Here is a 22,371-nt window from a genome sequence, read left to right as displayed (position 1 = left end):
CTGGGGCCTCGTGGTTGGAGACGGCGCTACGCGCCTCCTCACCATGAGGGACTAACACCGAGCAAGAACTGAGGTTCGCCATGAATTTCGATGACACCCCGCAGGAAGCCGCATTCCGCGAGACCGCGCGCAAATGGGTCGACGCCAACGCGCCGAAGGAGTTTTTGGCGGAGCTGTCAAAATCCTCGCTCGGCCGCATCCGGCTTGCACAGCACGACATCGTCGATGTCGGCAAGGCCTGGCAGAAGAAGAAGGCGGAGGGCAACTGGGCCTGTCTGCACTGGCCGAAAGAGTATGGCGGCCGCGGCGCCACGCCGATCGAGCGCGTGATCTGGCAGCAGGAGGAAGGCGTCTACGGCAAGCTGACCCAGCCGTTCCAGATCGGCGAAGGCATGTGCGGCCCGACCGTGATGGCGTTCGGCAGCGAGGACGCCAAGCGCCGCCATTTGCCGAAGCTCGCCGCGGGCGAGGAGATCTGGTGCCAGCTGTTCTCCGAGCCGTCGGCCGGCTCTGACGTCGCGGGCTTGCGCACGCGCGCGGAGAAGAAGGGCGACAATTGGGTCATCAACGGCCAGAAGATCTGGACCTCAGGCGCGCATTATTCCGACTACGGCCTTTTGATCGCGCGCACCGATCCCAACGTGCCCAAGCATAAGGGCCTCACCATGTTCTTTCTGGACATGAAGAGCCCCGGCGTCGAGGTGCGCCCGATCAAGCAGGCCAACGGCATGCAGGAGTTCAACGAGGTCTATTTCACCGACGTCGTCATTCCGGACAGCCAGCGCCTCGGCGCCGTCGGCGAGGGCTGGAGCGTGTCGCTGACCACGCTGATGAATGAGCGCATGTCGATCGGCTCCCGGCTTGCGACCGGCGTTCCCGAGATGTTCGAGTTCTGCTCCAACCTGATGCTGGAGGACGGGCTCGCCATCGACGATCCCGCCGTACGTTCAAAACTTGCGAGCTGGGCGGTGAAGTCGAGCGGGCTGAAATACACCAGCTACCGCGCGATCTCGGCACTGTCCAAGGGCGACAGGCCGGGGCCGGAGAATTCGATCGGCAAGCTGGTGTCCGGCATGATGCTCCAGGACATTGCGACCTACGCCATGGACCTCCAGGGCGCGGCCGGCGTTCTCACCGGCGTGGACGAGGAGACGGTGCAGGGCCAGTTTCAGCAGATGCTGCTGTCCTCGCCCTCGATGCGCATCGCCGGCGGCACCGACGAGATATTGCGCAACATCATCGCCGAGCGCGTGCTGGGATTGCCGGGCGACATCCGCATCGACAAGGACGTGCCGTATAACAAGAATCCCGACGAAGGGGCGTTGATATCTCGTGTCCCGGACGCGCGAAGCGCGAGCCGGGACCCGGGAGCCACGATGGACAGACCACAATGGGCCCCGGCTCAGCGCCGCATCACTTCGTGCTGCGTCGCGTCCGGGGCACGAAAAGCGAGCTAGGCAATGGACGCTAAAGTGAACCAAAACGACCGCATCGGCGTGCTCGAAGAGCTCCTCAACGAGCGCTATTCGGTGCGTGCCTTCCTGGCCAAGGACGTCGATCGCGCGACGATCGAACATTTGCTGACTACCGCGCAGCGCACGGCGTCGTGGTGCAACAGTCAGCCCTGGCAGGTGATCATCGCCAGCGGCGAGGCCAGGGAGCGCTTCCGCAAGCTGATTTACGCGGAAGCATCCGGCGGGCTCGGCGACGATTATGACTTCACGCCGCCGCGCGAGTATGTCGGCGCCTATCTCGAACGCCGCCGCGAGAGCGGTTTTCAGCTCTACAACACGCTCGGCATCGTCAGGGGCGACAAGACGGCCTATGCGAAGCAGGCGCTGGAGAACTACAATTTCTTCGGCGCGCCGCATGTGGCCATCATCCACACCAACGAGCCGCTCGGCATCTACGGTGCGATCGATTGCGGCGCTTATGTCTCGAACTTCATGCTGGCCGCGCAGGCGCTCGGGGTCGGCACGATTCCGCAGGCGGCGCTGGCGCGCCACTCCGGCCTGATCCGCCGCCATTTCAACCTGCCTGATGACCGCCGCATCGTCTGCGGCATCTCGTTCGGCTATGCCGACAACGCCCACAAGGTCAACAGCTATCGCACCTCGCGTGCGAGCGTGGCCGAGACCGTAACCTTCGTGGACGAGTGACCGCCGCCACGCTACTCGCCATCCACAAGCCCGCATCAGGTTTTTCAGACGCGCGAAGACGGCCGCGGAAGCGGCCGCCTTCGTCTTGTTTAAGTCCGATTGACGCCCGCCGCTATCCGCCGCTGCCGCCGATCACAGCGCGGATGGTCTCGTCGGGCCCGAAATCCTCGGCACCGTCGACATAGAGCAGCGCCGCGAGCTTCGAGCGCGCGCGGTTGACGCGGCTCTTGATCGTGCCGACTGCGCAGCCGCAGATCGAAGCCGCATCCTCGTAGGAGAAGCCGGAGGCACCGACCAGGATCAGCGCTTCACGCTGGTCCTGCGGAAGCTTATCGAGCGCCGTGCGGAATTCCTCGAACTCGAGATGGGCGTTCTGCGAGGGCTGTGTCTTCAGCGTCTTGGCATAGTTGCCTTCGGCATCCTCGACTTCCCGCCGCCGCTTGCGATAGTCGGAGCGGAACAGGTTGCGCAGGATCGTGAACAGCCACGCCGGCAGGTTGGAGCCGGGCTGGAACGAGTCGATGTTGGCAAGCGCGCGCAACAGCGTCTCCTGAACCAGATCGTCCGCGCGGTCCGCATTGCCGCTGAGCGAGATGGCGAACGCGCGCAGGCTGGGCACGGCCGCCAGAATGTCGTTACGCAGGGAGTCGGTGAGAGGCATCAATCCCTCCCATTGTTGTCGTTGGATCCGCCACCATTTTCTACTTGGGGTGTCGCTCCTGGCGCATCAAGCTTCTTGATGAGTTCCGCGAACCGGTCCGGAACGCCCTGCCGCACCACGTCGTCGTACATGGCGCGCAGCTGATGGCCGATCCGGGATTGGATTTCCGGAGTGAGCCCTCCTTTGCCGGGGGTCGTGCTTTTGCTTGCTTGAGACTTGAGATCTTTCATGACCTGTTCCACGTTTCCCCGAGTTAAGTGACTGTAAAATCGAGAAGTTCTCTCAACCGGGAGCCGTTCCCTGGATAGGCTCAATTCGAGCTGCGAGAAAAAGTTCCGCCCCGATGCGGAACTTTTCTCGGTCTGAAGCGTAATCAGCCCAGCAGGGGAACCCCGGGCCCCCCGCGTAACGCCTGCACGTCAAGGTCGGCCCGAAGATGAATGGAGTGGGGATGTCCCGTTCACAGCTTGTTGCTGAACACTTGCCTTTGCTGCGCCGATACGCGCGCGCCCTGACGGGCAGCCAGTCATCCGGTGACGCCTATGTCGCAGCCATGTTGGAAGCCATGCTGGGAGATCCGTCGGTGCTCGACGAGAGCCACGGGCCCCGCGCCGGCCTGTTCCGGCTGTTCACCCAGATCTGGAATTCCGTTTCCGTCAACGACGATTCCGAGGTGACGAACCTGCCGATGCCGCCGGAGCGACGGCTGTCGAACATCACGCCGCTGCCGCGGCAGGCCTTTCTGCTGCTCTCGCTTGAGGGATTCTCGGAAGAGGAAGTCGGCTACATTCTCGGCACCGACGTCAGCGAGACGCGCCGGCTTGCGGATGCCGCAGGGCGCGAGATGGCCGTCGAGATCGCCACCGACGTGCTGATCATCGAGGATGAGACCTTCATCGCCATGGACCTCGAGAGCCTGGTGAAGAATCTCGGGCACAATGTCGTTGGCGTCGCCCGCACGCACGCCGATGCGGTCGCGCTGGCCAAAAACAAGCGGCCCGGCCTGATCCTCGCCGACATCCAGCTCGCCGACGGCTCGTCGGGCCTCGACGCCGTCAACGAGCTGCTCCGCACCTTCGAGGTGCCGGTGGTGTTCATCACTGCGTACCCCGAGCGCTTCCTCACCGGCGAGCGCCCCGAGCCGGCGTTCCTGATCTCAAAACCGTTCCAGCCGGCGATGGTGTCGGCGGTGGCGAGCCAGGCCCTGTTCTTCCAGCGCAACTCCCGCAACCGCGCCCCGAAAGTACCGGCGGCGTAAGGAAGGCGCCTGCGCCCGGCATTTGACGACATCTGATCCGGCGTGCCGCAAGGTGCGCCGGATTTTTGTTGACCGGCTGCCGCGCTTGACGGCCGTCGAATTTCGCCGCTCATACCTCGTGCAGCGGCCGTTGCAGCCGCAGTGCCATCGGAGACGTGTTCATGGACCAAGAACTCCTCGACCGCCTCGCCATCCGCGACCTCGTCGAGAACTGGGCGGTCTGGCGCGATGCCGGCGACTGGGAGCGTTTTGCCACCGTCTGGCACCAAGAGGGCTGGATGTCCGCCACCTGGTTTCAGGGGCCGGCGGGGGATTTCATGCGGGTTAGCCAGGAGGGGTTTGCCGAGGGCGTGCGCATCCTGCATTTCCTCGGCGGCACCAGCATCGACCTCGAGGGTGCGCGCGCCATCGCACAGACCAAGATGACCATCTCGCAGCGCGCGCCGGTCCACGACGTGCCCTGCGACGTCGTCTGCACCGGGCGCTTCTACGATTTCCTGGAGAAGCGGCAGCGAAAATGGGGCATCATCCGCCGCCAGCCGATCTACGAGAAGGACCGGATCGATCCGGTCGATCCCGCCGCGACACTTCAGCTCGACCAGAAAGCCCTCGCCGCGCTGCCCGAAGGCTACCGCCATCTCGCCTACATGCAGGAGCTGATCGGCTACAAGGTCAAGCGCGACATGCCCGGCCTCACCGGACCTGAGGTCGAGAAGCTCTATGGCGAAGGGCGGGAGTGGCTGGCGGAAAAGGCGAAGTGAAGCCCAGACAAAAGTAAGGCGCGACTGGCATCACCACAGTCGCGCCCTACGTCGCCGGCTTATGGGGCAGGGGGGAATAGCCGGCTGTTGAAACGACTCCCCGCCGCCGGAGTCGTTCCAGGCGGTTGCGAAATTTTTTGCCAGGGTCGGCCTGCACACGGTTAAGTGATCTTAACGATTGAGAACTCCCGGTCCTCTGCTCCGTTGTTCCCGCATCGCCATGGGGCGAGGGACCGATAGATATGTCACAGATTCAAAAGGTATTTTTGGGCGCCGTCGCGATTGCCGCAACGCTCGGCGCCGTCCAGGTGGGCGCAGTGCAGCTGGCCTCCGGCCATGATCTGGCCGACCGCTGGCAGGCTGTTGCAGACAAGCCGGGCCATAACGTCAATCGTTCCAGCAAAGCCGACCGGCTGCCCGATATCAAGCAGGCGGGGGTCCCGACCCGCACTGTGTCGATGCGGCTGAACGACCTGGCTGACACGTCGGTGCTGCTGCGCATCCCCGCGGTGATCGAGACCGGCAATGCCAAGCCGCCGGTGCTGCTCCCGAACCAGAAGCAGAGCCGCAAAAAGCCGACGATTGCCTGCGAGCCGATGGTCAGCTCCCTGACCGAGGTCGCAAAGCTGCTCCAGCCCGGCCGCTGTGTGACCTGATCGGCATGGACCGGGATAAGTCGCCCTCCGCGGGGAGGGCGATTGTTCACGTCCACTTGATCCACTACCCCATCGCGTTATATCCCGGGTCTCTTCCCCTTCGATTGACCGGGTGAACGCATGACGACGTCAGACACGGCTGTGCATACGCAGCCCTTCCAGGCCGAGGTTTCCGAGCTTTTGCACCTGATGGTGCACTCCGTCTATTCCGAGACCGACATCTTCCTGCGCGAGCTCGTCTCCAACGCATCGGACGCCTGTGACAAGCTGCGCTATGAAGCCATCGCCGGTCCGGCGCTGCTGGGCGAGGGCGACGTTCTCAAGATTCGTATCATTCCGAACAAGACCGCGGGGACGTTGACGATCGCCGACAATGGTATCGGCATGGAGCGGCAGGAGCTGATCGACCATCTCGGCACCATCGCCCGTTCCGGCACCAAGGCCTTCGTGTCGAAGCTCAAGGAAGCCAAGGACGGCCTCGGCCTGATCGGCCAATTCGGCGTCGGCTTCTATTCCGCCTTCATGGTCGCCGACAAGATCGTCGTCGTCAGCCGCCGTGCCGGCGAGAGCGACGTGTGGACCTGGACGTCCTCCGGCGGCTCCGGCTTCGAGATTGCGCGCGCAAGCGACGAGGAAGCGGTGCGCTTGGCACGCGGCACCGAGATCGTCCTGCACCTCAAAGACGACGCGAAGAAGTATCTCGAGACTTACGAGATCGAGCGCATCGTCGGCGCCTATTCCGACAACATCCTGTTCCCGATCGAGCTGGCGCCGGAAGAGGGCGGGCCGCGCCAGATCAATTCGGCGAGCGCGCTGTGGCAGCGCTCCAAGTCCGAGCTGACAGCCGAGGATTACAAGAAGGCGTATCAGCAGATCGCATCCGCCTTCGACGATCCCGCGATGACGCTGCACTACCGCGCCGAAGGCCGCTATTCCTACGCCGTGCTGCTGTTCGCGCCGTCGACGAAACCGTTCGACCTGTTCGAGCCCTCGCGTAAAGGTCGCGTCAAGCTCTACGTCCGCCGCGTCTTCATCACGGATGACGCCGATCTGTTGCCGGGCTATCTGCGCTTCATCCGCGGCGTCGTCGACAGCGAGGATCTTCCGCTGAACATCTCGCGCGAGATGCTGCAGAACAATCCGCAGCTCGTGCAGATCCGTAAAGCGGTGGCGACGCGCGTGGTAAACGAACTCGAAAGCCTTGCCGACAAGGACCCGGAGAACTTTGCGAAGATCTGGGAGGCCTTCGGCGCGGTGCTGAAGGAAGGTATCTACGAGGATTTCGAGCGCCGTGAAAAGCTGCTCGCGCTGTCGCGTTTCACCACGACTTCGGGCGAAAAGCGCTCGCTCAAGGACGTCATCGCCGATTTCAAGCCGAACCAGACCGAGATCTATTATCTCGTCGGCGACAGCATCGAGCGGCTGAAGTCGAGCCCCCGGCTCGAGGCGGCGACAGCGCGCGGCATCGAAGTGCTGCTGCTTTCCGATCCGGTCGACGCGTTCTGGACCTCGATGCCATCGGAGTTCGAGGGCAAACCGCTGAAGTCGCTGAGCCAGGGCGACCTCAACCTCGACCTGATTTCGCGCGTCGACGAGGCGGACGAGGCGAAGAAGGACGAGCCGGCCGCCGACGAGGCCGCCACCATCGCCGTGATCAAGGCCGCGCTGGGCGAGCGCGTCAACGACGTCAAGGCCTCGACGCGCCTCACCAGCTCCGCCTCCTGCCTCGTCGCCGACAGCCAGGGCCCGAGCCGCGAGCTCGAGCGCATCCTGGCGCAGCAGAACCGCGGCATGCGCACCAAGCCGATCCTCGAGATCAATCTGCGCCATGCGCTGGTCACGGCGATCACCAAGGCTCAAGCCGGCTCGAAGGTGGTCGATGACCTCAGCCTGCTCCTGCTCGAACAGGCGCAGATCCTGGATGGCGAACTGCCGGAAGACCCTGCGGCGTTTGCGGCGAGGTTGAACCGGCTGGTGTTGCAGGGGCTCGGCGGATAGCAGCCACGGGCCATATGCTCCGCTGCGCTCATTCCGCCGCGTGATCCTTCTGCTCGTCGCGCGCGGCGGCGGCCTGCGGCTTCTTCTCCATCCAGCGCGAGAGCAGGTCGGAGAAGCGGTCGAGATAGAGGTAGACGACCGGGGTCGTGAACAGCGTCAGCGCCTGGCTCACGAGAAGGCCGCCGACCATCGCATAACCGAGCGGTTGGCGGATTTCGGAACCGGTGCCGCTTCCGAGCATCAGCGGCACGCCACCGAGCAGGGCAGCCATCGTCGTCATCATGATCGGGCGAAAACGCAGCAGCGCCGCCTGGCGGATCGATTGCTCCGGGGTGAGATGCTGCTCCCGTTCGGCCGCGATGGCGAAATCCACCATCATGATGCCGTTCTTCTTGACGATGCCGATCAGGAGAATGACTCCGATCAGGGCAATGAGGCTGAAGTCGAAGCCGAAGATCATCAGGATCGCGACGGCGCCGACGCCGGCCGAGGGCAACGTGGACAGGATGGTCAGAGGGTGGATGTAGCTCTCGTAGAGCACGCCCAGGATCAAATAGACCACGACCAGTGCGGCGAGGATCAGCAACGGCACAGTGCCGAGCGATTGCTGGAACGCCTGCGCGGTGCCCTGAAAGCTCGTCGCCAGCGCCGGCGGCGCCCGCATCTCGCCGACCGCATGCAGCACCGCGCCGGTCGCCTCACCCAGCGCAACGCCCTCGGCGAGATTGAAGCTGATCGTCACCGAGGGGAATTGGCCTTGATGCGAGATCGCGAGCGGGCGCACGGGCACATTGGTCCAGTTGCAGAACACCGAGAGCGGCACCTCGTCGCCGGTAAGCGGCGATTTGAGATAGAGCTTGTCGAGCGTACCGAGCTGGCCTTGCAGATCCGGCGTGATCTCCAGGACGATGTGATAGCTGTTGGTCTGCGTGAAGTATTGCGCGACCTGACGCTGGCCGAACGCGTCATAGAGGGTATCATCGATCAGCTGCGGCTGGATGCCGTAGCGTGCGGCGGTGTCGCGATTGATCCTGAGTTGAACCGTCGTGCCTTCGGTTTGCTGGTCGGTCGCGACGTCGCGCAGTTGCGGCAGTGTCTTCATCGCGGCGAGGATTTTCGGCGCCCATTCGTTCAGTTCGGCGAGGTTGGCGTCCTGGAGCGTGAATTCGAACTGGGTGCGGCTGGCGCGGCCGCCGAGACGAACGTCCTGCGAGGCCTGCATATAGAGCCTGGCGCCCTCGACCTTGGCGAGCTTGGGCCGCAGCCGCGCGATGATCTGCTGTGCGCCGGCGTCGCGCTCGTCCCGCGGTTTCAAGGTGATGTACATGCGCCCCGAGTTCAGTGCCGTACCGCCGCCGCCGATGAACATCGCGATCGAATCGACGGCGGGGTCGGCCTGTACGATGGTGTTGAGTTCCACCTGGCGCCGTTTCATCTCGGCAAAGGAGATGTCCTGGGGCATCTCGGACACGGCTGTGAGGAAGCCGTTGTCCTGCTGCGGGAAGAATCCCTTCGGGATCAGGACGAAGAGGTAGACCGAGAGCGCTACGGTCGCGAAGAAGATGCAAAGGGTCACGAAACTGTGGCGTAGCGCGACATCAAGCCCGCGTTCGTAGGCGCCGAGCACGCTTTCGAACATCCGCTCGCTCCACTGGTAGAAGCGGCCGTGCCGGGCCTCGTGGTTGGCACGCAGGAAGCGCGAGGCCATCATTGGCGTCAGGGTCAGCGACACCACGAGAGAGACGAGGATCGCCATCGCCAGCGTGACCGCGAATTCGCGGAATAGCCGGCCGATGATACCGCCCATCAGCAGCAACGGGATCAGCACCGCGATCAGCGAGATGCTGATCGAGACGATGGTAAAGCCGATTTCGGCCGCACCCTTGTAGGCCGCAGCAAGCGGCCTCTCGCCCTGCTCGACGTAACGGGTGATGTTCTCCAGCATCACGATGGCGTCGTCCACCACGAAGCCGACCGCGATCGTCAGTGCCATCAAGGAGAGGTTGTCCAGCGAATAGCCGAAGGCCCACATCAGCGAGCAGGCTCCCAGTAGCGCCAGCGGCACGGTGATGCTCGGGATGATCGTGGCCCAGAAGCTGCGGAGGAAGATGAAGATCACCATCACCACGAGCGCGATCGTGGTCATGAGCGTGATCTGCACGTCCTCGACGGCGGCGCGGATGGTGATGGTGCGGTCGCTGATGATCTTGATTGAGATCGCGGGCGGGATCGCCGCGATCAGCCGCGGCAGCTGCGCCTTGATCCGATCGACGGTCTCGATGACGTTGGCGCCGGGCTGCTTGAAGATGACGAGGAACACGCCGCGCTTGCCGTCGGCCCAGGCCGCCGTCTTCATGTCCTCCGGCCCTGCCACTGCCTCGCCGATGTCGCGGATTCGCAACGGCGCGCCGTTGCGATAGGCCACGATGACGTCCTGCCAGTGCTGGGCCTGGGTGAGCTGGTCGTTGGCGTAGATCGTGTAGGCACGCCTGGCGCCGTCGATGCTGCCCTTCGGGCTGTCGGTGGTCGCAGCCGCGATCTGGGCGCGCACGTCCTCCAGCGACAGGCCCTTGGCGACGAGCTTGGCCGGATCGATCTGTATGCGGACCGAGGGCTTCTGCTGCCCGCCGACGAACACTTGCGCGACGCCGGATAGCTGGCTGATCTGCTGCGCGAGCTGCGCGTCGGTGCGGTCGCTGACGACGGTCAGCGGCAGTGTGTCGGACGTCGCGGACAGGATCATGACCGGCGAATCCGCCGGGTTGACCTTGCGATAGGTGGGAGGCGAGGGCAGGTTCTTCGGCAGTTGGCCGCTCGCCGCATTGATCGCGGCTTGCACGTCACTGGCGGCGGCGTCGATCCTGCGGTTGAGGTCGAACTGGATGGTGATCGACGCCGAACCCAGCGAGCTGGTCGACGTCATCTGCGTGATGCCGGGGATCTGCGCGAGCTGGCGCTCGAGCGGCTGCGCCACGGAAGAGGCCATGGTCTCGGGGCTGCCGCCGGGAAGCGAAGCCGAGAGCTGAATGGTCGGAAAGTCGACCTGGGGCAGCGGGGCAACCGGCAGCAGAGGATAGGCCACGAGGCCTACGAACAGGATGCCCGCCATCAGCAGTGAGGTGCCGATCGGATAGCGGATGAACGGAGACGAGAAGCTCTCTTGCATGCCCTGACACCACCAGCCTGGCCAGCGCATCTTCTCCCCGCGCACGGCGGAGCCGCGCCCGAGAGCCCGAGCGCGAAAGCGCGTTTCCTTCAGCCCATTTGTTTGTTGATTGCCCTGGAACGTCGTCGGTCCGGGGCCGGCGTTGTGATCGAAAGACTAGTCCGTTCGCTCCGGCCAGCGAACGAATTCCTGCGCCGGATGCTTGCGACCTTTGTCGAAGGAGAGCTGCAGCGAGTTATGCGTTCCGCGCAGGCCGGAAAGGGGGGACTTTCCGCTTTCGCATCCTTGCGGCGCTGTCCCTCATCCGTTTCGCCGCGTGTCACAAGCGGGAGAGCTATGGAATAGGAACAATCGCTTCTTCCGTGCGGTTGTGCCATATCGAAATGGCATAACGCGTGCCGTTGCCACCGATTCGAGGAACTGTCCGATGCGCCTGCCGATCCTGACCCTCACCGCGATTGCCACGCTGTTCGTTGCGGCAGATGCCGGCGCCCAGACCTATGATCCGCGGTACCCGGTGTGCATGCACGTCTACACGCCCGGCGGCTTCGGCGGGGGCGGCGGCGACTATTTCGACTGCTCCTTCACCTCGCTGCCGCAGTGCCGGGCCACGGCGTCGGGCCGCTCGGCGAGCTGCGACGTCAACCCCTATTACGCCTTCGATGAACCGCCGCCGGCGCCGCGCCGGCGTCACAAGAAGGTGCACTAACGATTGGCCATTGCGATGTCCGGGACATTTTTCATGCGTTGCTCATTCGGCCTGATCGCGATCGTCGGTGCATTGCTTGCAGCCGCGCCGTCGCATGCGCAAACCTTCGACCCACGCTATCCCATCTGCATGCATGTCTATTCGGGCGCGAATGGCGGTGGCGGTGAGTGGTACGATTGCTCCTTCACCTCGCTGCCGCAGTGCCGCGCCACCGCTTCGGGCCGCTCCGCGAGCTGCGATCTCAATCCGTATTATCCGTTCAACGCACCGCCGCAGCGCTTGCGTCATCAGCGAGGCGGCTAGCACTCGCCGCTCGTTCGGTCGTCAATCCGACGGAGCATGAAGAACTACGTGCTGTGTGCGTCTCCGGAGGGCGGCGCCTTGTCGGCCGCGACGGCGATCGCGTTGGTCAATTCCCAGGTCATCTTGTCTGTGGTCCAGTCGCTTGCGTGCAACCTGTCGCCATCGCCGGGGTCGACCATGCGGTCGAACGAAATTTTTGCAACATCGTGCCAGGCCTTCATCAGCGCGAAGCGACGAAAGACGTTGACCCTCGTTGCATGGGCGATCTCGCTGATCGCCCCGACCATCGCGTTCGTCTTGTCGGCCTTGGCCGGTGTCAGCAGCGCCGGCACATATTGCAGGTCCATCAGGATCACGTCGATCCGTTTGGCGCCGAGCAGCCGGTCAACACCGTCACGGATGGCCTGCGTGGTGTCCTTGAACGATGGGGGATTCTGTTGCCACACTGAATTGGTGCCGACCTGCCAGATGACGAGATCGGGGTTCAGATCGAAGACGTCATGGTCGAACCGCTTCAGCTCCAGACGGGCCTCTTCGCCGCCGACGCCCCGGTTGATCACCTCGATTGCGACATTTGGAAATTTTATCCGCAGGTCCGCCAGCAGCCGCTGCGGATAGGGCGCGATGCCTCCTTCGCCCGCCGTGGTCGACGAGCCGATCGCGACCACCTTGACCTGTCCGTCCTTCAGGCGGCTGGCAAAATTGGTCAGCGGCTGCTCGAACGGCGCGGCCTGGACAGGAAACTCTGACGAGTCGAGAGCCACGGGTCGTCTCCCTTTTGCAACCCGGACAATGCAGGGTAGAAAAGCTTAGACCGTTTACCCGGGGCCGCCTAGCCTCGCGCGGGGCGTAGGCGATGAAGTCCGCGACGCTCTGCACCGGCAGGTCGTTGTTGACGATCAGCGCCAGCGGAATTCGCGCGACGCCGGCGACCGGCGCGATGCCTCTGACGACGAAGGTCTGGCCGAGCCGGTCGGAGAGGCGCTGGCAGAGCAGCCGCGACAGCACGTCGGTCGCCCCACCCGGCGCATAAGGCACCACCCATTTCACGCTGCGCGAGGGCAAAGGCGCACGCCGATCCCACCGGCTTGGTAAAGGATGACTAGAGTTAATCGCGCACTAACCGGGGTTTTACCTTGTCTCTTAACATCTGGGCAGGGCGTGCGAGCTAAGTTTAGGGAAACAGCAGACACGTTCCGAAAGAATGAACGGCATGACCATCGGCGTCATCGAGCAACCGAAAGCCGCGCGCGCACCTTCGGCTTCAAAGATCTGGCTGAAGGCCATCGAGCTCACCGCGCGGATCGAGACGCTGCCGGGCCGGCTATTCGCCGACGTCGTCGACGATTGGGCGCAGCGCCAGCCCGATCGCGTCGCGCTGGTCACTGATGACGCAAGCCTCGACTATGAGGGGCTCTCGAAACGCATCAATCGTTATGCGCGGTGGGCCCGCTCGGCCGGTGTGGCCAAGGGCGACACTGTCGCGTTGATCATGCCGAACGGCATCGACTATGTCGCGGCCTGGCTCGGGATCAGTCGCGTCGGCAGCGTGGTCGCGCTGATCAACACCAAGCTCGTCGGCCAGTCGCTCGCGCATTGCATCGATGTCGCAAAGCCCGCTCAAATTATCGTCGCGCACGAGCTCAATGAGGCGCTGGACAGCGCGTCGCCGCACCTGCAGACGGAAGCAAAGGTCTGGACCCACGGCGATGCCCGCGGTGGACGCGCGATCGACGTCGCGCTTGCCGCGCTCGATGACGGCCCGCTTTCTCCGGACGAGCGTGGCGACGTCACCATCAACGATCGGGCCCTGCTGATTTACACGTCCGGGACCACCGGCCTGCCGAAAGCGGCCAGCATCAGCCACCGCCGCATCCTGAACTGGGGCTTTTGGTTTGCCGGCCTCACCGGCGCGACGCCCCAGGATCGGCTTTACGATTGCCTACCACTGTTCCACTCGGTCGGCGGCATCGTTGCACCATGCAGCATGCTGGCTGCCGGCGGCTCGGTGGTAATCGCGGAAAAATTCTCGGCATCGAATTTCTGGCCCGAGATCGTGCGTCACGATTGCACGTTATTCCAATATATCGGCGAGCTCTGCCGCTACCTTCTGAAGGCGCCGCCGTCCGAATACGAGAACCGGCATCGCCTTCGTCTTGTCTGTGGCAACGGCCTGCGCGGCGACATCTGGGAAGCTTTCCAGGCCCGTTTTGCAATCCCCCGCATCCTCGAATTCTACGCGGCGACCGAAGGCAATTTCTCGCTGTTTAACGTCGAGGGTCAGCCCGGCGCGATCGGCCGCATTCCGCCGCTGCTCGCGCATCGTTTTCCCGCCAGCCTCGTCAAGCTCGATCCGGATAGCGGCGTGCCGCTGCGCAATGCGGAAGGCTTTTGCATCGCCTGCGCGCGCGGCGAGGCCGGCGAAGCCATCGGCCGCATCGGCACGGCGGATGCGGGTGGCGGTCGCTTCGAGGGCTACACCGAGGCGAGCGAGACCGAGAAGAAGATCCTGCGCGATGTCTTTGCCAAGGGCGATGCCTGGTTCCGCACCGGCGATCTGATGCGGATCGACGACAAGGGCTTCTTCCACTTCGTCGATCGCATCGGCGATACGTTTCGCTGGAAAGGCCGAGAACGTGGCGACCTCGGAGGTCAACGACGCCGTGCGCGATTTCACCGGCGTGATCGACGCCACCACTTACGGCGTCGGCATCCCCGGCACCGATGGCCGCGCCGGCATGAGCGCGATCGTGGTAAACGAGGGCTTTGACGTCGCGGCGCTGCCCGTACATCTGTCGCAGCGTCTGCCGGCTTATGCGCGCCCCGTCTTCATGCGCATCTCGCGCGAGCTCGATGCGACCGAGACGTTCAAGCAGAAGAAGGGCGAGCTCGCGCGCGAGGGATTTGATCCGGGTGCGATCTCCGATCCCCTGTTCATGCTGGACCCGAAGACCGGCGCGTACGTTGCGCTGGATGCGAAGACCTATACGCAAATCAACGAGGGTACGATCCGGCTTTAACCGCGTGAAAATCCGCCAGATAGGTCCAATTTTATCCGAATTGTCCAAGAAGCCATTTACTTCTGTCGGGTAAACAAACGGGCATGGGAGGCGGTCATCAAGAGCCGCCGCAATACGAACGACAACAGAAGCGAGCCAGCCATGTCGGTACGGTCTAAGGTCATTGAAGCGATCCAGCAGATCGCCAAGGAGCAGCACGTCACGCTTCCCGCGCTCTCGGACGATCTGTCCCTGCACGAGACGGGCTTCGACTCGCTCGCCTTCGCCATCCTGGTGGCGCGCCTCGAGGACGAGACCGGCGTCGACCCCTTCACCATCTCCGAGGACGCAGCGTTCCCCGCCACCGTGGGCGATTTTGTGCGGGCCTACGAAAATGTCCCCGCGTGAGATCTTTGCGCTCCGCGACCATCTTGGCGCGGAGCTGACGGGCCGCACGCTGTCGGACGCGCACGATGTCGTGTCGCTGACGGGTATTTTGTCGCAGACGGTCCTGGGTGGCCGCCTGCGCGAATTGTCCGGCCGCGCAGTGCTGCTGAAATTGTCCGATCAGCTCCGGTCGGGCCTTGCCATGATCGAGCTCGACGGTATCGCCCGTCGCATGCTGCTGTGCCCGCCCGATCTCAACCCAGCGCATCTCGATGCGCTGATCGCGGATGCCGGGATCGATGCCGTCGTCACCGACGAGCCTGATCGCTGGGCCGATACCGGCGTGCCGCTGGTCGTCACCGCGCAATTGCCGCTTCAGGTCACCGCCCCGGCCAGGACCGAACGCGCCACGGAATGGCTGATGCTCACGTCGGGCACGTCGGGCGTGCCGAAGATTGTAGGCCATACGTTGGAGGCACTCACCGGGGCGATCGTTGCCGAAGGCTCCGCGAAGGGGCCCGCGCCGGTGTGGGCAACGTTCTACGACATCCGCCGCTATGGCGGCCTGCAAATCTTCCTCCGCGCCGTTCTCTCCGGCGGCTCGTTGGTGCTGTCCGATCCGCATGAGGTGCTCGGCGATCACGTCACGCGGCTGAAGGCGCGCGGCGTCTCCCATATCTCAGGCACGCCCTCGCACTGGCGCAAGCTGTTGATGAGCGGCTCGGCCGCTCAGTTTGCGCCGCGCTACGTCCGCCTCTCTGGCGAGATCGCCGACCAGGCGGTGCTGGACGGCCTGAAGGCGGCGTTCCCGAATTCGTCCGTCGGCCATGCCTATGCCTCGACCGAGGCCGGCGTCGGCTTCGCCGTCAATGACGGGCTGGAAGGCTTCCCGGCCGACTATCTCGGCAGCCGCAACGGTGTCGAGATGAAGGTCGTCGACGGCTCGCTCCGCATCCGCTCGACGCGCACGGCGCACGCCTATATCGGCCGCAATGCGGCTGCGCTCACCGATGACGACGGATTTGTCGACAGCGGCGATATCGTCGAATTGCGCGGCGACCGGTACTATTTCGTCGGCCGCCGCGGCGGCATCATCAATATCGGTGGGCTGAAGGTTCACCCTGAAGAGATCGAGGCGGTGATCAACCGTCATCCCGACGTGCGTATGTCGCGGGCGAAGTCGCGCAAGAGCCCGATTACCGGCGGCATCGTCGTCGCCGATTTGATCCTTGCCGACGGCTCCGGATCCGGCGCGCGCGAAAGAGATCCGCGACCAGATCCTGGATCTGTGCCGCGCGCAGCTCGCGTCCCACAAGGTGCCGGCGGTGATCCGCTTCGTCGAGGCGCTCGACGTCACCCCGGCCGGCAAACTGGCGCGCACCGATGCATAATGTTCTCGTCACCGGCGGTAGCCGCGGTATCGGCCTTGCGATCGGCAAGCGGCTTGTTGATGCCGGCTACAACGTGATCGCGGCGGCGCGGCGCGAGAGCGACGAGCTCAAGGCCGCGATTGTCGGGTCGGAGGGGCGCCTGCATTTCCGTGCCTGCGACCTCGCCGTAATCGACGCGATCCCGGCCTATGCAAAGCTCGTGCGCGACGAATTCGGCCCGATCTACGGCCTCGTCAACAATGCCGGCCTCGGCACCGAAGGCCTGCTCGCGACCATGCACAATTCCGAGATCGAGGCGCTGGTGCAGCTCAACGTGCTGTCGCCGATCATCCTCACCAAATATGTCGCGCGGCAGATGATGGCCGATGGTGTGGGCCGCATCATCAACATCTCATCGATCATTGCGACGACAGGCTATAACGGTCTCTCGGTCTATGGTGCGACCAAGGCCGCCGCGACCGGCTTCACCCGCTCGCTCGCGCGCGAGGTTGGCAAGCTCGGCATCACCGTGAACGCGATCGCGCCCGGTTTCATCGATACCGAGCTCACGCACAATCTTTCCGACGAAGGGCGCAAGCGCATCGCCGGCCGTAGCGCGCTGCGTCGCTTGCCGGAGATGGATGACGTCGCGCGCATGGTGGAATATCTGCTCGGTGAGGGCGGCCGCAACGTCACCGGCACCGTGTTTACGATCGACGCGGGGAATACGGCGTAAGCGGAACCCGGTCGCCATAATTGAGTTGATCCGGCGCAATGACATCAAGCCAGATTTGGTCGTAAGATGCCCCGCAATCGATTGGGTTATGTCAATCGATCTGCCCCAATTGACAGGGAGCAGTCCATGACCACGCCAAACATGACCGCTTCAAATCCCGACCGGACCGAGCCATCTCGCGCCAAGCCGGACGATGTTCATTGCCCGCCGATGACGCAGCAGAATTCCGGCAGTCACGGCTATGAAATGTATCCGCAGCAGTTCGTGCGCCTGGTCGGCTGCCACGACGCATCGCTCGAAGCCTTGCGCAAGCATGAGGACGAGAAGCTGCACTAGCGGAATCGTCCATCGGAAGAACTCTGGCGTCGGGCTGGCGCTGCGTCAGCCGATGGCGCGATTGTCTTGTGCTGAAATGAACCGGCACCTTGTCGTTGAGGTCGTTTCGGCCAATGATGGTGCGACCTTCGGGCGAGCCGGCCGGCGAACCCGAAGCGATCCCGCCGCGTATCTTCCCTCATTCGAAACTTGACCGGCAACCGCAATGTCAGCCGCTTCCTTCTACGGCAGCATTCCCGTCTTTCGCTGCTTCACCAGCCTGATGGACCCTGCATTGTATTCGCCGCTGCCGGACGACTGGAGTGTCGGCGTTGCTGACATCGTGGATTCCACCAAGGCGATCGCGGCGCAGCGCTACAAGGCGGTGAACATGGCCGGCGCCGCCGTGATCGCGGCAGTGACGAACGCATTGGAAGGACGCGAATTCCCCTTCGTGTTCGGCGGCGACGGCGCGAGCTTCGCGGTCGCGCCTCGCGATCTCGAGCCGGTCCGCGAGGCTCTGGCTGCGACCGCAACCTGGGTGCGGGAAGATCTCGATTTGGGGATGCGCGTCGCGCTGGTGCCGGTGAGTGCCATTCGAGCGCAGGGCCTCGACGTGCGCGTCGCGCGCTTCGGTCCGTCGGCCAATTTGTCCTATGCGATGTTCTCGGGCGGCGGGCTCGCCTGGGCCGACGCCGCGATGAAGCGCGGCGACTTTGCCATACCCGAAGCGCCCGCGGGCACGCAGCCCGATCTCTCCGGCCTGTCCTGCCGGTTCGAGGTGATTCCGGCTGCGCGCGGCCTGATTTTGTCGGTGCTGGTGATGCCGACCCAGGGCGCTGATCCGCGATCCTTCCGCAAAGTGATCGAGGATGTCATCCATCTCGTCGAGCGCAGTCCGGATGCCGGTCGGCCCGTGCCGCCGCAAGGGCCGCCGCTGACATGGCCGCCGCAGGGGCTTGACTATGAGGCGCGCACCAAGCGCGGAGGTCCGCTGCTCGCACGCCGCGCCAGCGTGCTGGCCTACACGCTGTTCGTCTATCTGATCATGCGCTTTGATCTCAACGTCGGCGGCTTTGTGCCGAAGCGCTATACACGTCAAGTCGTGGAGAACTCCGATTTCCGCAAATATGACGACGGCCTGCGCATGATCGTGGACTGTACGCCGGAGCTCGAACGCGCCATCAGCGATCGCCTCGCTGCGGCCGCGCGCGACGGCATCGTGCGCTATGGTCTCTATCAGCAGGACGCCGCGATGATGACCTGCTTCACGCCGTCGGCGCTGCGCAGCGATCACGTCCATTTCATCGACGGCGCGCGGGGCGGCTACGCCTCGGCGGCCACGGCGCTGAAGGCGATGATCGCGGGAGCGAGCTAACGCCCCGCGCGCGTCCAGGTTTCGCCGCCGCAGAGCGCGCCGACGCAGCCTTCGACGCGCAGCGAATCCGCTGATGTCACGCTGACGCTGCTGGCATAGGTGCCGCCGTCATCGGCATTGTAGATCGGGCCGGACCATTTGTTCGGTCCTGAAGGCTGCATGCCGTTGAACAATGGCAAGCCGATCATCGGGCGCCTGGCGAGGGCGGGATTGGGATTTTTGCTGTCGGTGGCGGGCTGGCCGGTCGCGGTGTCGTGGGGTTCACGCAGCCAGACGACATTGCCGCAGATGCCGCCGCCGCATTTGCTGATCTTGACGCGGGCGTCGCCGGCTTGGGTCTGCCAAGTCCCGTCGGCGCTCTGCGCACGGGCGGCAGTCGCGCCAAGTAGCGCAGCCAGGAGGACGATGAGAGCAGCGAATCTGGAAGTCATGGAGAGCCCCGAAGTGGAGCGCCTCCATAGCAGTCTGGCGGGATAGAGCAACGCTGGATGGAATCACATTCCTGCGCTTACTTGCCTGCGCTTATTCACCTGCGCTCATTTGTCCCAGCGCACGAAGGCGACCGAGGCCGCGGTCGAAAGCCCGAACACGACCATGGCGCCGCCGATCAGCGCGAACAGGATCCAGGCCGGCGCCTGCGCCATCATGAGGCCAACGCCGCCGATCGCGACGATCAGAAGCCGCGCGGTGGAGGCGAGCACGGGACCGCCGACGCGGGCCGCGCCTTGCGAGGAGAAATACAGCGACACGCCGATACCGAAGAACACGAAGGCCGGGCCGGCCCAGTGGAAGTAGCTGTGCGCCGCGGCGGTAACGCCGGGATCCCTCGTGAACAGCGCGACCCACAGCGACGGCTCGAGCGCGATGACGAGGCCGATCAGGCCGACTGTGAGTCCCGAGGCCGCAGCTGCAGTCCAGGCCACGCGCCGCGCGCGTTTCAACTGCCCCGCGCCGATCGCCAAGCCGACCATCGGGACCGAGGCGATGCCGAAGGCGAAGGTGATCGGGATCAGCAGAAATTCCAGGCGCGAGCCGATGCCGTAGCCGGCGAGCATCTCGGTGCCGAAGGTGGCGAGAATCCTCGTGAAGATCAAAATGGTGAACACGGTCTGGAGCGGCGACAGACAAGCCACCGCCCCGACCTTGAGAATGTCGAAGAACATTGCGCGCTCGAAATGGAAGGCGCGGACCTTCAGCGGCAGCCGGCTGCGCCCGGACAGGAGATACCAGAGCAAGAAGATTGCGGCGCAGCTGAACGCGACCAGCTGGCCGGCGGCAACGCCGGGCATGCCGAATTGTGGCGCGCCGAACAGGCCGAGCCCGAGCGTGCCGCCGAGCGCGATCTGGAGCACGCTCGCCCCGATCAGGGTCATCGAGGGCAGGCGCATGTCTCCGGTGCCACGGATCACCGAGGCCAGCGTGTTGACGAGCCAGATCGCGACCGCGCCTGAGAACAGCATTTGCGAATAGCCGCTGGCTTCCTCGAGCACGCGCTCGCGCCCACCGAGCAGCATGAAGAACGAGCGGCCGAAGGCGAGCATCATTACCGTAAAGAACAGCCCGCCGCAGAGACCGATGATGGCGGCATGCAGCGCCAGCGTCGCGGCGCGGTCGCGATCTCCCGCGCCGAGCGCACGGCTGATCGCGGACGAGACGCCGCCGCCCATCGCGCCCGCGCTCATCATCTGCGTTAGCATCGCGAACGGAAACACCAGCGCGATGGCGGCCAGAGGAATGGTGCCGAGCCGGCCGATATAGGAGGTCTCGGCGATCGCAACCAGCGTGCTGCCGACCATCGCGATCATGTTGGGAATCGCGAGCTGCAGCAGCGTCGGCAGGATCGGTGCCGTCAAAAGACTGGCGATTGAGGAGGCGACCGGGGCACGCGGCGGCACGGCGTCTACGGAGGCGTCGATCGTCATGTGTTACCGCGCGGAATATTAGATGATGTTCGACATATTATAGGGCGTGCGGCGCCGGCACCAACCTGCCGTCACGCAGGGCTCACCACGGCAGGCCGCATAGGTCGATGGTGCCCAGCGTCGGCGCGCTGACGATGTCGAAGACGTAGGGCGCCATGTGGGTGAACCGGATCCGTCCCGCCGGCTGTTCGCAATAGACTTCGCCCGTGAAGGGCCTCCATTTGCGAGCCTCGTAGAACGCAAAATTATGTGGCTCGCAGAACAGCAGCGCGAAGCGGACCGCCTCGTTGGCGCGCATGGTGTGCACCGCGGCGTCGATCGCCATGGTCGCATAGCCGCGGCCGCGGCGGTCCTCGCGGGTGCAGACACCGCCGATGCCGCCGACGTGAACCTTCTGCCCGTTCCAGCTGACTGTCCGGAAGTAGATGCCGACATGGCAGACGAGACCATCCTCGGGCGTCTCGATCAGCACGCGCAGGTCGGCATTGGCCCATTTGACGTGAGCCCAGGGCTGCTTCTCGACGCTGTGGCGCGGCCAGACCGCGTTGTGCAGCGGCTCCGCCATCGACCACGAGGCGTCGCCGTTCAAAATGTCGATCTCGATGCTCATGGCTCTCTCTTTTGCATCTCCGCCCTGTCAGTGCGTTCGTTCTGCCATAAGCACCTCAAAGGCAATGACATTTTAAGGCCCGGTTGAAACGCCCCAGATCCTTGCGACGATTTTATGCAATCGGGCCAAGCGTCTGCATCACCCGTTTTGGCAAATTCGCGGTATTTAACGGCAAAGGAACCTTCTATAAGGTTGACCGTTAAGTCTCGTTCCCCCATCAGTCGCGGACAACAACCCATGACCTTTACGCTGCCCCCACTCCCTTACGCCTATGACGCCCTCGGGCAATTCATGTCGAAGGAAACGCTCGAATTCCACCACGACAAGCATCATCAGGCCTATGTCACCAACGGCAATAACGCGCTCAAGGGCACCGAATGGGAAGACAAGTCCCTTGAGGAGATCGTCAAGGGCTCGTTCGGCAAGAACCCCGCAGTGTTCAACAATGCCGGCCAGCATTACAACCACATCCACTTCTGGAGCTGGATGAAGCCCAATGGCGGCGGCACCAAGCTGCCGGGCAAGCTCGAGAAGAAGATCAACGAGGACCTCGGCGGCTTCGAGAAGTTCAAGACGGACTTCCAGGCGGCGGGCGTCGGTCAGTTCGGCTCGGGCTGGGCCTGGCTCCAGGTCAAGAACGGCAAGCTGGAGATCGCCAAGACCCCGAACGGCGAGAATCCGCTGGTGCACGGCGCCACCCCGATCCTCGGCGTGGACGTCTGGGAGCACTCCTACTACATCGACTATCGCAACCGTCGTCCGGATTATCTCAAGGCGTTCGTCGAGAACCTCGTGAACTGGGAATACGTCGAGTCGCTGTTCGACAAGGCCTGAGGCTTCACGCATTCGGGTTCGGCTTTGCCGCTCCTGAATGACGGGATTGAAAAGGCGGTCGCATGCGCGGCCGCCTTTTTGCTTTGCGGAATTCGCGGTTCGCCTCGCATGGCTCTGCGCAGGGAGCGCAACGCTCCCGCCGCCGGTAC

General features: G+C 64.0%; 19 protein-coding genes and 3 pseudogenes. 15 read left to right on the top strand and 7 right to left on the bottom strand.

What is annotated here, in order from left to right; genetic code table 11:
• Positions 1–80: 80 nt before the first annotated feature.
• Positions 81–1,319 (top strand): annotated as a pseudogene (locus tag ACVWW3_RS26780) (acyl-CoA dehydrogenase); the annotation flags it as partial.
• 141 nt (positions 1,320–1,460) lie between these two features.
• A complete protein-coding gene (locus tag ACVWW3_RS26775; RefSeq protein ID WP_354050688.1) occupies positions 1,461–2,159 on the top strand; it encodes a nitroreductase in 699 nt (232 codons plus the stop codon).
• 112 nt (positions 2,160–2,271) lie between these two features.
• Here the strand turns inward: ACVWW3_RS26775 and ACVWW3_RS26770 are convergent, their stop codons facing one another.
• Positions 2,272–2,820, bottom strand: a complete 549-nt coding sequence (locus ACVWW3_RS26770) for a sigma-70 family RNA polymerase sigma factor (RefSeq protein ID WP_007597240.1) — start codon at positions 2,818–2,820, stop codon at positions 2,272–2,274.
• Entirely contained in the window at positions 2,820–3,050 is a 231-nt protein-coding gene (locus ACVWW3_RS26765; RefSeq protein WP_026232505.1) for a NepR family anti-sigma factor, read from the bottom strand. Before ACVWW3_RS26765 ends, ACVWW3_RS26770 begins: the two co-directional genes overlap by 1 nt.
• A gap of 221 nt (positions 3,051–3,271) precedes the next feature.
• On the opposite strand from ACVWW3_RS26765, the gene ACVWW3_RS26760 reads away from it, so the two are divergent.
• The 4 genes from ACVWW3_RS26760 (at position 3,272) to htpG (ending at position 7,493) form a co-directional block, all read left to right on the top strand.
• Positions 3,272–4,078, top strand: coding sequence for a response regulator (locus ACVWW3_RS26760; RefSeq protein WP_247351040.1), 807 nt, complete (start codon positions 3,272–3,274; stop codon positions 4,076–4,078).
• A 161-nt stretch (positions 4,079–4,239) separates the two neighbouring features.
• Complete coding sequence (locus tag ACVWW3_RS26755; protein WP_456648127.1) at positions 4,240–4,839, top strand: nuclear transport factor 2 family protein; 600 nt, start codon at positions 4,240–4,242, stop codon at positions 4,837–4,839.
• Between the two features lie 242 nt (positions 4,840–5,081).
• Positions 5,082–5,495, top strand: coding sequence for a hypothetical protein (locus ACVWW3_RS26750; RefSeq protein WP_247339564.1), 414 nt, complete (start codon positions 5,082–5,084; stop codon positions 5,493–5,495).
• A gap of 120 nt (positions 5,496–5,615) precedes the next feature.
• A complete protein-coding gene (htpG, locus tag ACVWW3_RS26745) occupies positions 5,616–7,493 on the top strand; it encodes a molecular chaperone HtpG (protein ID WP_456648128.1) in 1,878 nt (625 codons plus the stop codon).
• A gap of 28 nt (positions 7,494–7,521) precedes the next feature.
• Here the strand turns inward: htpG and ACVWW3_RS26740 are convergent, their stop codons facing one another.
• A complete protein-coding gene (locus ACVWW3_RS26740; RefSeq protein WP_456672185.1) occupies positions 7,522–10,659 on the bottom strand; it encodes an efflux RND transporter permease subunit in 3,138 nt (1,045 codons plus the stop codon).
• A gap of 427 nt (positions 10,660–11,086) precedes the next feature.
• Between ACVWW3_RS26740 and ACVWW3_RS26735 the strand changes: the two genes are divergently transcribed.
• Positions 11,087–11,368 (top strand): DUF3551 domain-containing protein, encoded by a 282-nt coding sequence (locus ACVWW3_RS26735; RefSeq protein WP_247339570.1) that lies wholly within the window; start codon positions 11,087–11,089, stop codon positions 11,366–11,368.
• 33 nt (positions 11,369–11,401) lie between these two features.
• Complete coding sequence (locus tag ACVWW3_RS26730) at positions 11,402–11,671, top strand: DUF3551 domain-containing protein (protein WP_354104479.1); 270 nt, start codon at positions 11,402–11,404, stop codon at positions 11,669–11,671.
• A gap of 44 nt (positions 11,672–11,715) precedes the next feature.
• On the opposite strand, the gene ACVWW3_RS26725 is transcribed toward ACVWW3_RS26730, so the two are convergent.
• A complete protein-coding gene (locus tag ACVWW3_RS26725; RefSeq protein WP_456648129.1) occupies positions 11,716–12,435 on the bottom strand; it encodes an SGNH/GDSL hydrolase family protein in 720 nt (239 codons plus the stop codon).
• Positions 12,436–12,875: 440 nt separating this feature from the next.
• On the opposite strand from ACVWW3_RS26725, the pseudogene ACVWW3_RS26720 reads away from it, so the two are divergent.
• The 6 genes and pseudogenes from ACVWW3_RS26720 (at position 12,876) to ACVWW3_RS26695 (ending at position 18,856) form a co-directional block, all read left to right on the top strand.
• A pseudogene (locus ACVWW3_RS26720) lies at positions 12,876–14,691 on the top strand (long-chain-acyl-CoA synthetase).
• Positions 14,692–14,832: 141 nt separating this feature from the next.
• On the top strand, positions 14,833–15,078 hold the full coding sequence (locus ACVWW3_RS26715) for an acyl carrier protein (protein WP_015688794.1): 246 nt from the start codon (positions 14,833–14,835) through the stop codon (positions 15,076–15,078).
• A pseudogene (locus ACVWW3_RS26710) lies at positions 15,065–16,448 on the top strand (class I adenylate-forming enzyme family protein). The gene ACVWW3_RS26715 and the pseudogene ACVWW3_RS26710 overlap by 14 nt, the downstream one beginning before the upstream one ends.
• A complete protein-coding gene (locus ACVWW3_RS26705) occupies positions 16,441–17,163 on the top strand; it encodes an SDR family NAD(P)-dependent oxidoreductase (RefSeq protein ID WP_456648132.1) in 723 nt (240 codons plus the stop codon). Before ACVWW3_RS26710 ends, ACVWW3_RS26705 begins: the two are co-directional and overlap by 8 nt.
• Positions 17,164–17,289: 126 nt before the next feature.
• Positions 17,290–17,499 (top strand): hypothetical protein, encoded by a 210-nt coding sequence (locus ACVWW3_RS26700; RefSeq protein ID WP_354104484.1) that lies wholly within the window; start codon positions 17,290–17,292, stop codon positions 17,497–17,499.
• A 205-nt stretch (positions 17,500–17,704) separates the two neighbouring features.
• Entirely contained in the window at positions 17,705–18,856 is a 1,152-nt protein-coding gene (locus ACVWW3_RS26695; RefSeq protein ID WP_456648133.1) for a DUF3095 domain-containing protein, read from the top strand.
• Here the strand turns inward: ACVWW3_RS26695 and ACVWW3_RS26690 are convergent.
• From ACVWW3_RS26690 to ACVWW3_RS26680, 3 genes are all read right to left on the bottom strand, one after another.
• Positions 18,853–19,287 carry a DUF2147 domain-containing protein gene (locus ACVWW3_RS26690; RefSeq protein ID WP_456648134.1) on the bottom strand — a complete coding sequence of 145 codons (435 nt, stop codon included), beginning with the start codon at positions 19,285–19,287 and terminating at the stop codon, positions 18,853–18,855. The genes ACVWW3_RS26695 and ACVWW3_RS26690 overlap by 4 nt on opposite strands.
• Before the next feature lie 105 nt (positions 19,288–19,392).
• On the bottom strand, positions 19,393–20,778 hold the full coding sequence (locus ACVWW3_RS26685) for an MATE family efflux transporter (protein ID WP_456648135.1): 1,386 nt from the start codon (positions 20,776–20,778) through the stop codon (positions 19,393–19,395).
• Between the two features lie 82 nt (positions 20,779–20,860).
• Positions 20,861–21,388, bottom strand: coding sequence for a GNAT family N-acetyltransferase (locus tag ACVWW3_RS26680; RefSeq protein ID WP_456648136.1), 528 nt, complete (start codon positions 21,386–21,388; stop codon positions 20,861–20,863).
• Positions 21,389–21,625: 237 nt separating this feature from the next.
• Here ACVWW3_RS26680 and ACVWW3_RS26675 point away from each other — a divergent pair, with 237 nt between their 5' ends.
• Positions 21,626–22,222 carry a superoxide dismutase gene (locus tag ACVWW3_RS26675; RefSeq protein ID WP_247445116.1) on the top strand — a complete coding sequence of 199 codons (597 nt, stop codon included), beginning with the start codon at positions 21,626–21,628 and terminating at the stop codon, positions 22,220–22,222.
• The last annotated feature ends 149 nt before the right edge of the window (positions 22,223–22,371 follow it).

The sequence above is a fragment of the Bradyrhizobium sp. LM2.9 genome (assembly GCF_054056555.1).
The sequence above is the reverse complement of the archived record's forward strand: the minus strand, read 5'-3'. Positions and strand labels throughout refer to the sequence as shown.